The organism is Campylobacter sp. RM16189 (assembly GCF_012978815.1).
Taxonomy (GTDB): domain Bacteria; phylum Campylobacterota; class Campylobacteria; order Campylobacterales; family Campylobacteraceae; genus Campylobacter_A.
Window position 1 is genome coordinate 73,548 of the sequence record NZ_LIWR01000003.1, and the last position, 13,495, is coordinate 87,042.

The window sequence follows — 13,495 nt, forward strand, 5'->3', positions numbered from 1 at the left end:
GCAATTAATCTTCAATCTCTTTTTTTATCTTGTCGTAAAGCGACAAGATCTCATCTTTTTTTATTATAAAGCTATTTTTATTTGCTATTAGATGGGCCGATGAGTGCATTATTGTTTCGGCTACTTTAAGCCCGTTTTGCTTCATTGTAGTCCCAGTTTCGACCACATCTACTATTGCATTGCTAAGCCCTACAATCGGAGCAAGCTCAATGGAACCATATAGCTTGATGATTTTTAGTGCGGTTGCCTTTGTTGAAAAGTAATTTCTGGATATGTTTGGCATCTTAGTGGCCACTCTAAGCTCCGGCGCACTATAGTCCAGATTATCGCTTTCTTTTATCCCTACGCATACGCGGCATTTTCCTATTTTTAGATCGAGCAGTCTAAGTACGTCCGGCTTATGCTCTTCTAAAACATCAAGCCCAACCACTCCAATATCTGCAGCACCGTTTACTACATATACGGGTATGTCTTGGTTTCTGACCATTAAGAATTTAAAACCACGTTCGCTCATTACGAGTTTTCTATCTTCAAATAAAAAAGGTGTCTTAAAAATTTTCCTAAAAATCATTAGAGTTTCTTCGGCTATTCGACCCTTTGGAAGAGCGATTGTTATCATAAAATTTCCTTTTCTTCTATAAGCTTTTGCATTCCTCTAAAGATGAGTATTCTATCGTATATTCCGTTTTTGAAAAATCTGGATAAGAACTCCCCATCTCCGCCTGTAAAATAAATTTTAGAGTTGTTTGAGATATTTTCTATTAGTAAAACTATAGGCTTTACTATACCGTAGCTTATGGCATCGGCAGTCTTTTGAGGTAGCGCATCAAGCTGTATCTGCGAATTTAGAGCTATTTTTAATCGAGAAGATATGTTTTCATAAGTCTTTAGGCTTTGAGAAATACCCGGCACTATACATCCTCCAAGATGCATTTTGTTTGCCATGACATCAATTGTTATAGCGCTTCCGGCGTCTACTATTACTCCCTCGTCTATACTGTAGCAGTTGGCTACCCTGTCTATTCCAAGAGTTTTATATATAGTATCTATTTCAAAAAATGGCTCTAAATTTACAAAGTTTTTATCATTTTGAAGCTTTTGGTTTATGCTGTCATTTACACTTATATAATATATTTTCTCATTACGCTTGAAATTTTGGAATTTATCTATACTTATTTTTGAGATCTTTCCGTCTTCAAATATAGTTGCATTTGTGTTTCCTATATCACACAAAATCATAATTAAATCCGTTTTCTTTCATTAAATTTTGTGCTTTAGAGCAAATTGGCGAGCTATAAAATATAGTTTTTTTCTTGAAATTTATCTCTAAGTCAGCTTGGATTTTAGAGTAAATTTCAAGAATTTCATCAAATTCTTTTTTTAAAAATCTACTTTTAGCTTCTCTTATAAATACAAGAGTATAAAAACCTTTTAAATCTACGCCACTAGCACAATTAAGAGTTCTTTTGTTTGTAAATTTACTAAGGTCAATCTCTTTTAGGTCTTTTAAAACAATCTTTTTGTCTTCAAAAATTTTATAGATTCGGGTTCTCATCTTATTTTAACTTAAGATATTTATTGTCGTAGTAAAATTCCTTAGAACCTATGAAGCTCTTGTCGTCTATCTCGTCATTTAATCTAAAAATTTGGTGCTTTTTAAGATCTAAATCCGCCTTTATCAGATAGCCCTTTTTCTCGATTATGTATAAATGGTCATCTAGCGTGATCGCATTTGAAAAGATTGCAAATTTAAAATTTATGGAATTTAATTTCTGCAAATTTAGATCCGTTAGTAAAATTTCCCCATCTTTTTTCAAGATGTATAGTCTGTCTTTATGCGAAACTATATTTTTTATCTCACCATTATAGTAAAGTGTTCTTTCCGGATTGATAACCACTATCCTTTTTCCTGTCGCCGCTATCATTGTGTCATTTATAACGTCTAAAAATATTATATTATTAAAGAATTCATCACTGCTTACAACAACATCTCTTAAAATTTTGCCCTGATTTTTATCCACTATCATGATCTTACCATCGAGAGTCGGGAATATCACTAAAGAGCTCATAAAATAAGGCGCTGCAGCTCTTGAGTCCTGGGTGTATATAGCAGATGATTCAAACTCTAATAAATTTATATTTTTTATTGTGTCTATTAGATATATTATGTTTGAAGCAGTTACTAGAGCCAGTTTATCGCCATCTATTGCAGCAGATACTATTGCCTCATTAAAACTTCTTTGAAACAGCACCTCTTTTGTCTTGCCTGTAACTATCAAATTTCCATCTAAAGAAGAGGTAATAATCTTGTCTTCATAGGCGTTTAAAAGTATTGTGTCTTTTGTAAAGCCGATATCATTTGATAATACTCCGTCTTTTGTTACAACCATACCGTTTTTAAGTATAGCCCCATTAACGCTAGTTGTTAAAATATGAGAAGGAAGGGTATAGTCAAAATTCACTCTTAAATCTACATTTTCAGGCTCAAAATATTGTCTTTTGGTTCCGCATCCTCCTAGTAAAAATAGTGCAGACAGTATCGATACAATAGTGTAAATTTTTTTCATTTGCTATTTCCTTGATAGTGTTCAAAATTTTTAACAACAGATTGAAGTTGTGAATTGAGAGGTATCTTTTTTAACTCGTTTTTAGCTTCGCCTATTTTGTTCTCTCTTATTAGGATATATCCTTTTATTAGGGTTTTGTATGAATTTAAAATTTGCCCACTAGGCTCATTCAGTTGAGCTTTTATTATATCTTTTAAGAGTTCGTCTATCGGCTCGTTAAGCAGAGATTTTAAAGTTGCGCTATCATTGTTTTCCATAGAGTTTTTAAATTGATATAGGGCATATAAGGAGATGTCTTTTGATTTTAGATCCGCCTTTGCCTCTGCATCATTAGGATTTGTTATAAGTCTTGCATAGGCCTCGTTTGCAGCTTTGAAATTTTGCTCTTTTATAAATTTGTTAGTATAGTATCCGCCTATACCCAAGACTCCTAAAGCTAAAGCGATAATTATCATTTTTTTATATTTTTTTATGAATCTTTCACTTTTTATTATATTTTCTAAAAACTTTTCTTCAGTATTTAGCTCTTCTTGTATAGATTTTATATCGTCTTTAATAGCCAATTTGTTTCCTTAAATTTAGTAATTAAAAGATTGTAATTGTAGCATAATAAATCTGAAATCTCGCGAAGTTAAAGCTAAAATGTGTTATAATGCATCAAATTTTGAAAATTTAAGAGGTCTTTATGAATATAGATGATAGTTTGCTTACTAAGCTTGAAAAGCTTAGTTCTCTAAAAATTGGAGATGATAAGCGTGAAGAGATCAAGAATCAACTTAGTGAGATTTTGAATTTTGTAGATATTTTAAATGAGCTTGATTTGGATGATTTAAAGGCTGTTGTAAGCTCTATAGAAGGCGGAACTCCTTTTAGGGATGATATTAGCATAAAGTCTGAAGTTGTGGATTTTATTTTGAAGAATGCGCCTGCAAGAAATGATCATTTTTTTGTTGTTCCTAAGATTATAGAGTAGTAAAGATGCAAAAGTATAGCGATAGCAATATAAGCCTTGAAGCTCTGCTTAGGACTGTTGTTCACAATAAAGCAAGCGACCTTCATCTTGTATCAAGAAGTGAACCTCAAATAAGAATAGATGGCACTTTGCGTCCTCTTGAGCTCGGAATTTTAAGCGGTCATGACATACAAGATATATGCTATGCCCTTGTTACCGATGCACAAAAGAGTGAGCTTGAAGAGAATAGAGAGCTTGACTTTGCGATAGAACTTCCGAATATAGGTCGCTTTAGAGGTAACTACTACTATACTATGAATGGTGATTTAGCTGCGGCATTTCGTATAATACCTACCGAAATCCCATCTCTTGATGATCTAAAGACTCCTGGTATTTTTAAGGAGATTGTAAAACGCGAAAAGGGAATGATACTTGTTACAGGACCTACGGGAAGTGGTAAATCAACTACTCTCGCTGCTATGCTAAATGAGATAAATTTAAATGAAAGAAAACATGTTATTACGATTGAAGATCCGGTAGAATTCGTTCATCAGAATAAAAAATCTCTATTTTCCCATAGAAATATAGGCACGGATACCCACTCTTATGCAAGAGCTCTTAAATATTCGTTACGTGAAGACCCAGATATTATACTTGTTGGTGAGATGAGAGATAGAGAGACCATATCTACTGCTATTACTGCAGCAGAAACTGGACACCTTGTCTTTGCTACACTTCATACAAATTCGGCTCTTCAGACTATTAACCGTATTATAGATAGCTTTGAGGGTGGAGAACAGCTGCAGGTTAGAAATATGCTCTCAGTATCTCTTACTGCAGTAATTTCACAAAGCCTGCTTCCAAAAAATGGTGGAGGTCGTTTGGCTGTTCATGAAATTTTAATAAACAATCCTGCTATCGCGAACCTTATAAGAGAGAATAAAGTTCATCAAATTTACTCTCAAATGCAATTAAATCAGCAAATGACCGGTATGACTACACAAACGCAATCTTTAATGAAGGCTATACAAAATAAGCTTGTGACAAAAGAGATGGCCATGAGATACTCAACAGCTCAGCAGGAGCTTGGAAATTTAATAGGAATGTAAAATGGATTTCGTAACAATTTTTGATATTGGCATATTAGCTGCGGTCTTGATTTTAGGCATTAAAGGCATAATAAATGGACTAATAAGAGAGGTCTTTGGACTATTAGGACTAATAGGCGGAATAGTTGTAGCTAGTAGATTTGCTAGCGATGCAGGTAAAATCATAAGTGACAATGTCTATAAAATAGAAGGTGATTCTATACTATTTTTCGCAGGTTTTTTATCAATCCTTATCGTCTTTTGGATTACTTGTGTCGGTATTGGAATGTTTTTAGCAAAACTTGCGGGATTAAGTGGTCTTGGTTTTTTAGATAGAGTAGGCGGATTTTTAATGGGAAGTTTAAAAATTTTCCTTATTTTTTCTGTTTTAGTGGTAACCGTCTCAAACATCCATGCTTTAAATAGTAAAATCGAGCCATACTTTAAAGATAGTAAGCTATATCCTATTCTTTTAACTGCTGGAAAATGGATAATGAATATAGATGTAAATAGTGTAAAAAAAAGTATAGAAGAGAGAATCCAAACGCCTATTGATAAAATGAAAAATAATATGATTCAAATTGAGGATAATACAACCACGCAAGATAATAGTATCAAATTCGAAGATAATAAAACCATGCAAAGTGCTATTATTATCGAAGATCAAAATAATACAAGGAAGGAGTAGTAACAATGATTGAAAATTTAGAATACGATGCTCTTCTTGAGAAATTTAAGAAAGTTTTGAAAGATAATGGGCTTAAATATACACAACAGCGAGAAATTTTGTTAAAGACCCTTTACAATAACGACGAGCATTTTACTCCTGAGAAGCTGTATTTGTTTATAAAAGAGGCTCATCCTGAACTAAACATAGGAATAGCTACAGTTTATAGAACCTTAAATTTACTAGAAGAATCAGAAATGGTAACATCTATAAGTTTTGGTTCTCAGGGTAAAAAATTTGAGCTTGCCACCAAGCCTCATCACGACCATATGATATGTAGACGTTGCGGCATAATCATAGAATTTGAAGATCCTATGATAGAAAAAAGGCAATCCAATATAGCAAAAGAGCATGGGTTTAAATTAACAGGTCATATGATGCAACTTTATGGAATCTGTAAGGAATGTAATAAAAAAGCTTAAATACTAAGGAATAATAAAGTGATATTTGAAAACCAATTGGAAATTCAAAGGCTGCAAACTGCCGACGAACTAAGGCAAATAGGGATAAACCCGTATCCTCATTTTTTAAGACGTGATATGGATATCTCAAAATTTAGATTAAAATTTTCTCATATAAAAGATACTGAAAGCAAGAATGCTGAGGGTCAATTTGTTAGCTTGGCCGGACGCATAAAGCTGATACGAGACGCTGGTAAGGCTGTATTTGCCAATATTGAAGATGAAGATGGAAATTTACAAATTTATTTTAGCAATAAAACTCTTGACGAAGAGTGGTTTAAGGTAGTTAAAAAAAAGATAGAGGTCGGAGATATAATCTTTGTAAGAGGATATGCGTTTATAACTAGAACCGGTGAGTTCTCTATGCATGTAAGTGAGCTAAAGCTAGCATCTAAAGCAATCTGTCCTCTTCCTGAAAAGTATCACGGATTAGTTGATATAGAGACTAGATATCGCCAAAGATACCTTGATATGATTATGAATCCCGATGTTAGAAATGATTTTAAAAAGCGTTCCATAATTATCAGCACCATTAGAAGATTTTTTGAAGATAAAGGGTTTTTGGAGGTCGAAACTCCTATGATGCACCCGATTCCAGGCGGTGCTAATGCAAAGCCTTTCGTGACCTTTCATAACTCTTTAGGTGTAGATAGATATCTTAGAATTGCACCAGAACTTTATTTAAAACGTCTGATAGTAGGTGGTTTTGAAGCTGTATATGAGATGAACAGAAACTTTAGAAACGAAGGCATGGATCTTACGCACAATCCTGAGTTTACAAGTATTGAATTTTACTGGGCATATCATACATATCATGATTTAATAGGACTAACAGAAGAGCTTTTCGGTGTTCTTTTTGATAAGCTTGATATGGAAAAAATTGTAGAGTATGATGGGTTAAAAATTGATTTTTCAAGACCTTTTACGAGAATAAATTACAAAAAGGCTATTATTGAGATAGGTAGGATTTCTCCTGATATTGTAGAAGATAAGTATAAAATTTTGGCTAAATTAAGAGAGGATGGATTTGAGGCTAATGAAAAGCTTAGCTTAGGGCATCTTCAAGCTGAGCTTTTTGACAACTATGTAGAAGCAAGACTGATAAATCCTACTTTTGTTATGGATTTTCCTATAGAAATAAGCCCTCTATCAAGAAGAAGCGATAGTAATCCAAATGTCGCGGAGAGATTTGAGCTATTTATAGCAGGACGTGAGATAGCTAATGGATTTAACGAGTTAAATGATCCTATAGATCAATACAATCGCTTTGCTTCTCAAATTGAAGCAAAAGATGCCGGAGACGACGAGGCTCACGAGATGGATGAGGATTATGTAAAGGCTCTTGGATATGCTATGCCTCCAACAGCCGGACAGGGTATCGGTATAGATAGGCTTGTGATGCTTCTTACTAATAAAAAATCGATTAGAGATGTAGTATTATTCCCTGCTATGAGGCCACTTAAAACAGAAATTAAGGAGAATTAAAATGAGTTTAAAAGATTTTGATAAAGTTATATTTGACCTGACCGAGCTTGAGCTTAAAAGACAGTGCGATCACCTTGAGATGATCGCTAGTGAGAATTTTACTTATCCTGAAGTAATGGAAGTAATGGGATCTATTCTTACAAACAAATATGCAGAAGGATATCCCGGCAAGCGCTACTACGGTGGTTGTGAATTTGTCGATCGGATCGAGCAAATCGCAATAGATAGATGCAAAGAGCTTTTTGGTTGCGAGTTTGCAAACGTTCAGCCTAATTCCGGCTCACAGGCGAATCAGGGGGTATACGGTGCACTTTTAAATCCCGGAGATAAAATTTTAGGCATGGATCTAAGTCATGGAGGACACTTAACTCATGGCTCTAAGGTAAGTAGCTCAGGCAAGATGTATGAGAGCTTTTTTTATGGTGTTGAACTTGATGGGCGTATAAACTATGATAGGGTTTTAGATATTGCTAAAATAGTGAAGCCAAAATTGATAGTATGCGGTGCTAGTGCTTATACAAGAGAGATTGAGTTTAAAAGATTTAGAGATATAGCCGATGAGGTTGGTGCGATACTGTTCGCAGATGTAGCTCATATCGCAGGTCTTGTGGTTGCCGGCGAGCATCAAAATCCATTCCCGCATTGTGATGTCGTAAGTTCTACTACGCACAAGACTCTTCGTGGCCCAAGAGGTGGAATTATTATGACAAATAATGAGGAGTATGCCAAGAAAATAAACTCTTCTATATTCCCAGGAATTCAAGGCGGTCCATTGGTTCATGTGATAGCTGGTAAGGCTGTTGGCTTTAAACATAATCTATCGCCAGAATGGAAAGTTTATGCAAAACAGGTTAAGGTTAATGCCAAAAAACTAGCAGAAGTATTGCTCTCTAGAGGATATGACCTAGTAAGTGGCGGAACTGATAATCACCTTATTTTAATGAGCTTTTTGAATAAGGAATTTAGTGGAAAAGACGCAGATATAGCTCTTGGAAATGCTGGAATTACAGTAAATAAAAATACTGTTCCTGGCGAGACAAGGAGTCCTTTTGTAACAAGCGGTATACGCGTAGGAAGCCCTGCGTTAACAGCGCGCGGTATGAAAGAGGCCGAATTTGAGATAATTGCTAATAAAATCGCGGATGTACTGGATGATATTAATAATGCATCCGTTCAAGCTAAAATAAAAGCCGAGTTAAAAGAATTTGCGAGCAAATTTATAATTTATGATAGAGCGACATTTTAATGCAAAGCATTGACACCGCTCTTATTAAGATGATTACTAATCATTACTATATAAAGCGCGATAGTATAGTAAATAAGATTGAGTATAAAGGCAGAGTGTTTTTCAATAAATTTGAAAGAGTTGATGAGTCTTTAAACTATAAAGTTATAAAAGATCATGCCGAAGGCAAGATAGTGGTCGCTCACTCTTTAATAAGTGCAACTGATAAAGTTGAAAATATTGTATTTGATTATAATGGCAGGATGCCAGATAGGTTTTGGCATAGGGCACAATTATTGCTTAGGGAAGAGGGATATATAAATTTTACAGCTTATGAGACTAAGACGCCAGGGCATCTGCATCTTTATATTCATAAAGGGCATACGACATTAAATGAGGGATACCAGCTGGCCAATAAACTCTCTTTGTTACTCTCTCAGCGTTTGGTTAAGGAGTGGAGAGTGTTTCCTACTCTTGATCTTCCAAGAGAGTTTAATATACTTACTTTGCCTTATAAGGTCTATCAAAAAGAGCGCGGGGCATCGTGGTCAAAGCATATGTAAGGAGTGAAAATGGAATACAATGAATTAAGAGATATCATGCTGGAAAAAGAAGAGGATAAAAAAGGTAGAAGTTTTAAGAAAATTCTTATACTAATTGCCGCATTTACTATTTTGTTTTTAACTGTTTTGATAGTTATGAAAATTTTAAATACTAGTGATAGTGGAAATCAAATTTCTCAACCTGACTCCAGACTTATTCTTCCGCCTGAGCCAGATACAACCAAACAAACTATTCCTCAGACGATCGCCAAAGATGAGGCGCAAAATACCGCCGAGAAAGATATTCAACCAAATACTCAGTCAAATTCCGTCTCGGATAGCCAGAAGAATGATAGCCTATTTCAGCAGGTGCCTATAATACCTGAAAACAAAGGGCAAGAGAGCTTTGAGGATATGGTAAAAACACTCAAGGAAAAAGAGGTAAAAAAACAAGAACAAGCTATGACTCAAAATAAATCAGTTACTCCTACTACTCCAGCAGAAAATGTAGCTACTCCAAAGGATGGAGAGAAGACAAAAGTAGAAACTAAGCAGATAGAGTCAAAGAAGAATGAGCAAAAAGTAATAGTAGTAAAACCAAAAGAAGATAAGAAAACTTCCCAGCCTCCTAAAGAGAGCATAAAAAAGGATACCCAAGTCTCTAATGTAAAATCTCAAGGCCTTGCAAGAGGAAGCTATGTGCAAGTTTTTGCGGTGAAAAAATTCAATGAAAATGTATCTGAAATTAAAAAAATAAGGGCAAATGGATATACGTATAAGCTCTATGAGGCAGATATTAAAGGTGGAAAGGTTGTAAAGGTTCTAATAGGGCCATTTAGTGGCTCACAGCTATCAACAGAGCTTGCTAATATAAGAAAAAATATCGCAAGCGGTGCGTTTATAGTCAATATTAAATAATGCAATTTTTTGCAGTTTTTGGAAATCCGATAAAGCACTCAATCTCTCCAAGGCTTCACAATTTAGCCTTGCAGAGAATGGGTCTTAACGGATTTTATACTAGGGTTTTGCTTGAAGACGGCAATAGTTTGGTTGCTAAATTTAAAAGTCTTAAATTAAGTGGCGCAAACATCACGATTCCGCATAAAGAGATAGTTTTAAATCAATGCGATGCGGTAGAAGAAAATGCTCTAAAAATAGGCTCCATTAATACCATTGTGCTTAAAAACGATCAAATTTATGGCTACAATACCGATGCTTCTGGATTTATGCGCTCTATTGAAAAATTTGGTAGCATTAAAACCGCTCTTGTCTTGGGTGCAGGAGGAACAGCAAGAGCCATAGCTCATGCACTTAAAAATTCTGGAGCCAATGTTACTATCCTAAATAGAAGTAAGTCAAGGCTTGAAAATTTCAGCGAATTTAAAAATTTTACATGGGATACATTTGCGGGCAGTGAATTTCAGCTGGTTGTAAACACAACTCCTGCGGGCTTAAATGATGATAGTTTACCTGCTCCGATTGAAATTTTAGAGCCTTTATTAAAGAGGGCGAAATTTGCTTTTGATGTAATATATAATAAGCCTACCTCATTTTTAAATTTGGCTATTGCAAATGGAATTATTTGCAAAAACGGTTCTGATATGTTGCTTCATCAGGCTGTTTTGGCTCTAAATTTATTTTATTCCAACTCCCTTGATGAAAAAGTTATAGAAAATCACATGAGAGAGGCTTTTAGTCTTTAATTTATCCTCTCTTTGCCAACTTCACATTAGCAAAGAGAAATTTATTTAGCTATTATCGTCGGCTATATTTAGATAGTAGTCTATCTGGTCGCGCTTCAAGATACGTATCATATTTGTGCTACCCTCTATTCCGGCAGGGTATCCGGCAGTCATTATATAGGTTTTATCGTGATCTATATATCCTAGTTTGTGAGCTTTTTTTGTCGTATTTGCGATTATCATGTTTAGCATCTCAAGCTTAACCGTAAAGGCCGGCATTACCCCCCATGCAAGAGTGAGTGAGTGTGCAGTCTCTTCATCGTGAGTAATTGCTATAATATCAATGTTTGGTCTATATCTTGCCATTTTTATAGCCGATTTTCCAGATCCGGTTACGGATAATATCGCATCAACTTTTAATTGCGAAGCAAGGCGAGTGGTGCTTGAAGCCACCATATCTGTCTCGTCGAAGTAGCCAAATTGATCAAATTTGTTAAAAGGATAAATTTGCTGAACCTGCACTATCGTATTTCTCATCGCCTCTACGACCGCGACAGGATTTTTGCCTATAGCGCTCTCTTCACTTAACATTACAGCATCTGTTCCATCTAAGACGGCATTTGCTACGTCGCTTATCTCAGCTCTTGTTGCAGTTTCGTGTTCTGCCATACTTAGCATCATTTGTGTTGCCGTTATGACCGGCTTTGAAGCTTCATTCGCTTTTTTTATAATTAGCTTTTGAATTGTAGGAACTCTGTAATAAGGCACTTCTATGCCCAAGTCCCCTCGAGCTACCATTATACCGTCGCTTACTCTTATAATCTCATCAATGTTTTCAACAGCATCAAATTTCTCTATCTTGGCATAAATTTTAGCTTTTGAGCCGAATGATTTTAAAATTTCTCTCGCCTTTAAAATATCATTGGCGTTTTGCACAAATGAGATTGCTACGAAATTTACTCCGTTTTTGGCTCCAAATTCCATATCTTTTAGGTCTTTTTCTGTGATTACATCAATATTGATCTTTGTATTTGGGAAATTTACTCCCTTGTTTGAGTTTAAAAAACCATCATTTTCAACAACCGCTTCAACCGCATCATTTCCGCTTTTAATAACCTTTGTACGTATCGATCCGTCATATAGATAGATATATTCACCCTCTTTTAGCATAGGCAGAATTTGAGGCTGATTTATGCTAAGTTTGTAGCGATTTGGTGAAATTTGCCCACCTATTATTTCGCCGGAGTGAACCTCTATAATATCTCCTGATTTAAGCTCAAAGGGTTTATCTAGCTTGCCTATTCTTATTTTTGGACCACAGATATCCTGAAAAATGCCTACCCTGTAGTTTAGCTTCTCTTCGACTCTTCTTATTTTTTCTATGTTTGCCTTATGATAATCGTGTGTGCCGTGGCTAAAATTTAGTCTAAAGGCATTTACGCCAGCTTTAACTAGATTTTCGATTATCTCTTCACCTTCGCTTGCAGGACCTATAGTGGCTAAAATTTTTGTCTTTTTTATCATAATATTCCTTATTAAATTTCTCGTATTCTATCAAAAATTGGATACAAATAGGATACATTTCAAACTCAAATGTAGTATTTATATACATCTTATATCTTTGGTGTTTTTTAAATTTGTAATTTTAAAGCCACTTTAAATTTCTAAAAGTATAATGCAAAAAATTTAATTTCAAGGAGAGTGGATGAGAAAAATTTTGGCTATTTTAATGGCTATGTTGGTTTCTACATTTGCGTTTGCTAATGATGGCAAGAAGCACAAACTAAAGCTTGCAAGCACATGGGAGGGCACAACACCTGTTTTAGGTGATGCCGTAAAGAATTTTAAAACATATGTTGAGGATATGTCAGGTGGCAGGATAGAGATTAGAATTGACTATCCGTCTAAACATAAGTCATCTTTTGGTATTCTTGATTTTGTAAAAAGCGGTCAATATGATCTTGGCTATACGGCATCTTATTACTATAAGGGAAAAGATCCTAAGACTATGTTTTTTACGGCTCTACCTTTTGGTATGACTCCTGCAGAACTTCATGCTTGGTATGAATTTGGCGGCGGTAAAGAGCTTGAGGCAAAAGTTTACGATAAGCACAATATTAAAGTATTTAGTGCAGGCGACACTGGTACTCAAATGGGCGGTTGGTTTAAAAAAGAGATAAAAAGCGTAGATGACCTAAAAGGTCTTAAGGTCAGAATTCCCGGCTTTGGCGGTGAGGTAATGGCTAAAATCGGCTCTATTATCAATACTATTCCTACAGGCGAGTTATATATGGCTCTTGAGATGGGGACTATAGATGCTGTAGAGTGGGTAAGTCCTGCGTTTGATATGGGTCTTGGATTTCACAAAGTGGCTAAATATTACTATACAGGCTGGCAAGAGCCAAGTGCGCAAACTCAATTTTTTGTAAATAAAAAAGTTTACGAGAAACTTCCTAACGATCTAAAAGCTATTATCGAAACTGCTTCTAGCAGAGTCGCAAGCGAGCTTTATGCAAAAGCTTATTTTGATAATATCAACTTTTGGAGCAAGATGAAATCAGAATTTCCTGGAATAGAGATTAAATCCTTCCCGGATGATGTTATGGCTGCTCTTAAAAATGCCGCAAATGAAATTTTGGATCAAGAGGCTGCTAAAGATCCGTTATTTAAAGAGATTTTAGACTCTCAAAGATCGTTTTTAGCAAAAGCTAGAGAGTGGACTAAGATATCTGAATTTGCCTATATTCAAAAGGCTTCTAAATAATT

Annotated in this window: 16 protein-coding genes; 10 read left to right on the top strand and 6 right to left on the bottom strand. The window is 35.1% G+C overall.

From position 1 onward, the window contains the following. Positions 1-4: 4 nt before the first annotated feature. From hisG to CDOM16189_RS02565, 5 genes are read right to left on the bottom strand one after another with little or no spacing between them, the layout of a single operon-like run. Positions 5-619 carry an ATP phosphoribosyltransferase gene (gene hisG / locus CDOM16189_RS02545; RefSeq protein ID WP_169974352.1) on the bottom strand — a complete coding sequence of 205 codons (615 nt, stop codon included), beginning with the start codon at positions 617-619 and terminating at the stop codon, positions 5-7. Continuing rightward, positions 616-1,239: a type III pantothenate kinase gene (locus tag CDOM16189_RS02550; RefSeq protein WP_169974350.1), complete on the bottom strand. Its 624-nt coding sequence runs from the start codon at positions 1,237-1,239 to the stop codon at positions 616-618. The genes hisG and CDOM16189_RS02550 overlap by 4 nt, the downstream gene beginning before the upstream one ends. Further along, positions 1,226-1,555, bottom strand: a complete 330-nt coding sequence (locus CDOM16189_RS02555; protein WP_169974348.1) for a hypothetical protein — start codon at positions 1,553-1,555, stop codon at positions 1,226-1,228. Before CDOM16189_RS02555 ends, CDOM16189_RS02550 begins: the two co-directional genes overlap by 14 nt. 1 nt (position 1,556) lies before the next feature. Continuing rightward, positions 1,557-2,567, bottom strand: a complete 1,011-nt coding sequence (locus tag CDOM16189_RS02560; RefSeq protein ID WP_169974346.1) for an L-seryl-tRNA selenium transferase — start codon at positions 2,565-2,567, stop codon at positions 1,557-1,559. Beyond that, positions 2,564-3,130 (bottom strand): hypothetical protein, encoded by a 567-nt coding sequence (locus CDOM16189_RS02565; RefSeq protein ID WP_169974344.1) that lies wholly within the window; start codon positions 3,128-3,130, stop codon positions 2,564-2,566. Before CDOM16189_RS02565 ends, CDOM16189_RS02560 begins: the two co-directional genes overlap by 4 nt. A 122-nt stretch (positions 3,131-3,252) precedes the next feature. On the opposite strand from CDOM16189_RS02565, the gene gatC reads away from it, so the two are divergent. From gatC to CDOM16189_RS02610, 9 genes are read left to right on the top strand one after another with little or no spacing between them, the layout of a single operon-like run. Continuing rightward, positions 3,253-3,540: an Asp-tRNA(Asn)/Glu-tRNA(Gln) amidotransferase subunit GatC gene (gene gatC / locus CDOM16189_RS02570; RefSeq protein ID WP_169974343.1), complete on the top strand. Its 288-nt coding sequence runs from the start codon at positions 3,253-3,255 to the stop codon at positions 3,538-3,540. A 5-nt stretch (positions 3,541-3,545) separates the two neighbouring features. Further along, positions 3,546-4,628, top strand: a complete 1,083-nt coding sequence (locus tag CDOM16189_RS02575; protein WP_169974341.1) for a type IV pilus twitching motility protein PilT — start codon at positions 3,546-3,548, stop codon at positions 4,626-4,628. 1 nt (position 4,629) lies between these two features. Beyond that, positions 4,630-5,295: a CvpA family protein gene (locus CDOM16189_RS02580; RefSeq protein ID WP_169974339.1), complete on the top strand. Its 666-nt coding sequence runs from the start codon at positions 4,630-4,632 to the stop codon at positions 5,293-5,295. Positions 5,296-5,300: 5 nt separating this feature from the next. After that, positions 5,301-5,756, top strand: coding sequence for a Fur family transcriptional regulator (locus CDOM16189_RS02585; protein WP_169974337.1), 456 nt, complete (start codon positions 5,301-5,303; stop codon positions 5,754-5,756). Between the two features lie 21 nt (positions 5,757-5,777). Continuing rightward, the gene (gene lysS / locus CDOM16189_RS02590; protein WP_349304322.1) at positions 5,778-7,280 is read left to right on the top strand and encodes a lysine--tRNA ligase; all 1,503 of its coding nucleotides are present in this window, start codon (positions 5,778-5,780) and stop codon (positions 7,278-7,280) included. Position 7,281: 1 nt separating this feature from the next. Beyond that, entirely contained in the window at positions 7,282-8,526 is a 1,245-nt protein-coding gene (locus CDOM16189_RS02595; RefSeq protein ID WP_169974333.1) for a serine hydroxymethyltransferase, read from the top strand. Then, positions 8,526-9,068, top strand: coding sequence for a DUF1882 domain-containing protein (locus CDOM16189_RS02600; protein WP_169974331.1), 543 nt, complete (start codon positions 8,526-8,528; stop codon positions 9,066-9,068). Before CDOM16189_RS02595 ends, CDOM16189_RS02600 begins: the two co-directional genes overlap by 1 nt. 9 nt (positions 9,069-9,077) lie before the next feature. Then, positions 9,078-9,965 (top strand): SPOR domain-containing protein, encoded by an 888-nt coding sequence (locus CDOM16189_RS02605; RefSeq protein ID WP_169974329.1) that lies wholly within the window; start codon positions 9,078-9,080, stop codon positions 9,963-9,965. Next, on the top strand, positions 9,965-10,750 hold the full coding sequence (locus CDOM16189_RS02610) for a shikimate dehydrogenase (protein WP_169974327.1): 786 nt from the start codon (positions 9,965-9,967) through the stop codon (positions 10,748-10,750). The genes CDOM16189_RS02605 and CDOM16189_RS02610 overlap by 1 nt, the downstream gene beginning before the upstream one ends. 45 nt (positions 10,751-10,795) lie before the next feature. Here the strand turns inward: CDOM16189_RS02610 and pyk are convergent, their stop codons facing one another. Further along, positions 10,796-12,253 (bottom strand): pyruvate kinase, encoded by a 1,458-nt coding sequence (gene pyk / locus CDOM16189_RS02615; protein ID WP_169974325.1) that lies wholly within the window; start codon positions 12,251-12,253, stop codon positions 10,796-10,798. A 181-nt stretch (positions 12,254-12,434) separates the two neighbouring features. Here pyk and CDOM16189_RS02620 point away from each other — a divergent pair, with 181 nt between their 5' ends. Then, complete coding sequence (locus CDOM16189_RS02620) at positions 12,435-13,493, top strand: TRAP transporter substrate-binding protein (RefSeq protein WP_169974323.1); 1,059 nt, start codon at positions 12,435-12,437, stop codon at positions 13,491-13,493. Positions 13,494-13,495: the final 2 nt, after the last annotated feature.

Coding starts and splice junctions, on each gene's coding strand:
- CDOM16189_RS02585 (WP_169974337.1), top strand. CDS start 5,301: ATGATTGAAAATTTAGAATACGATGCTCTTCTTGAGAAATTTAAGAAA.
- hisG (WP_169974352.1), bottom strand. CDS start 619: ATGATAACAATCGCTCTTCCAAAGGGTCGAATAGCCGAAGAAACTCTA.
- CDOM16189_RS02575 (WP_169974341.1), top strand. CDS start 3,546: ATGCAAAAGTATAGCGATAGCAATATAAGCCTTGAAGCTCTGCTTAGG.
- CDOM16189_RS02560 (WP_169974346.1), bottom strand. CDS start 2,567: ATGAAAAAAATTTACACTATTGTATCGATACTGTCTGCACTATTTTTA.
- gatC (WP_169974343.1), top strand. CDS start 3,253: ATGAATATAGATGATAGTTTGCTTACTAAGCTTGAAAAGCTTAGTTCT.
- CDOM16189_RS02555 (WP_169974348.1), bottom strand. CDS start 1,555: ATGAGAACCCGAATCTATAAAATTTTTGAAGACAAAAAGATTGTTTTA.
- pyk (WP_169974325.1), bottom strand. CDS start 12,253: ATGATAAAAAAGACAAAAATTTTAGCCACTATAGGTCCTGCAAGCGAA.
- CDOM16189_RS02595 (WP_169974333.1), top strand. CDS start 7,282: ATGAGTTTAAAAGATTTTGATAAAGTTATATTTGACCTGACCGAGCTT.
- CDOM16189_RS02605 (WP_169974329.1), top strand. CDS start 9,078: ATGGAATACAATGAATTAAGAGATATCATGCTGGAAAAAGAAGAGGAT.
- CDOM16189_RS02580 (WP_169974339.1), top strand. CDS start 4,630: ATGGATTTCGTAACAATTTTTGATATTGGCATATTAGCTGCGGTCTTG.
- CDOM16189_RS02600 (WP_169974331.1), top strand. CDS start 8,526: ATGCAAAGCATTGACACCGCTCTTATTAAGATGATTACTAATCATTAC.
- CDOM16189_RS02620 (WP_169974323.1), top strand. CDS start 12,435: ATGAGAAAAATTTTGGCTATTTTAATGGCTATGTTGGTTTCTACATTT.
- CDOM16189_RS02610 (WP_169974327.1), top strand. CDS start 9,965: ATGCAATTTTTTGCAGTTTTTGGAAATCCGATAAAGCACTCAATCTCT.
- CDOM16189_RS02550 (WP_169974350.1), bottom strand. CDS start 1,239: ATGATTTTGTGTGATATAGGAAACACAAATGCAACTATATTTGAAGAC.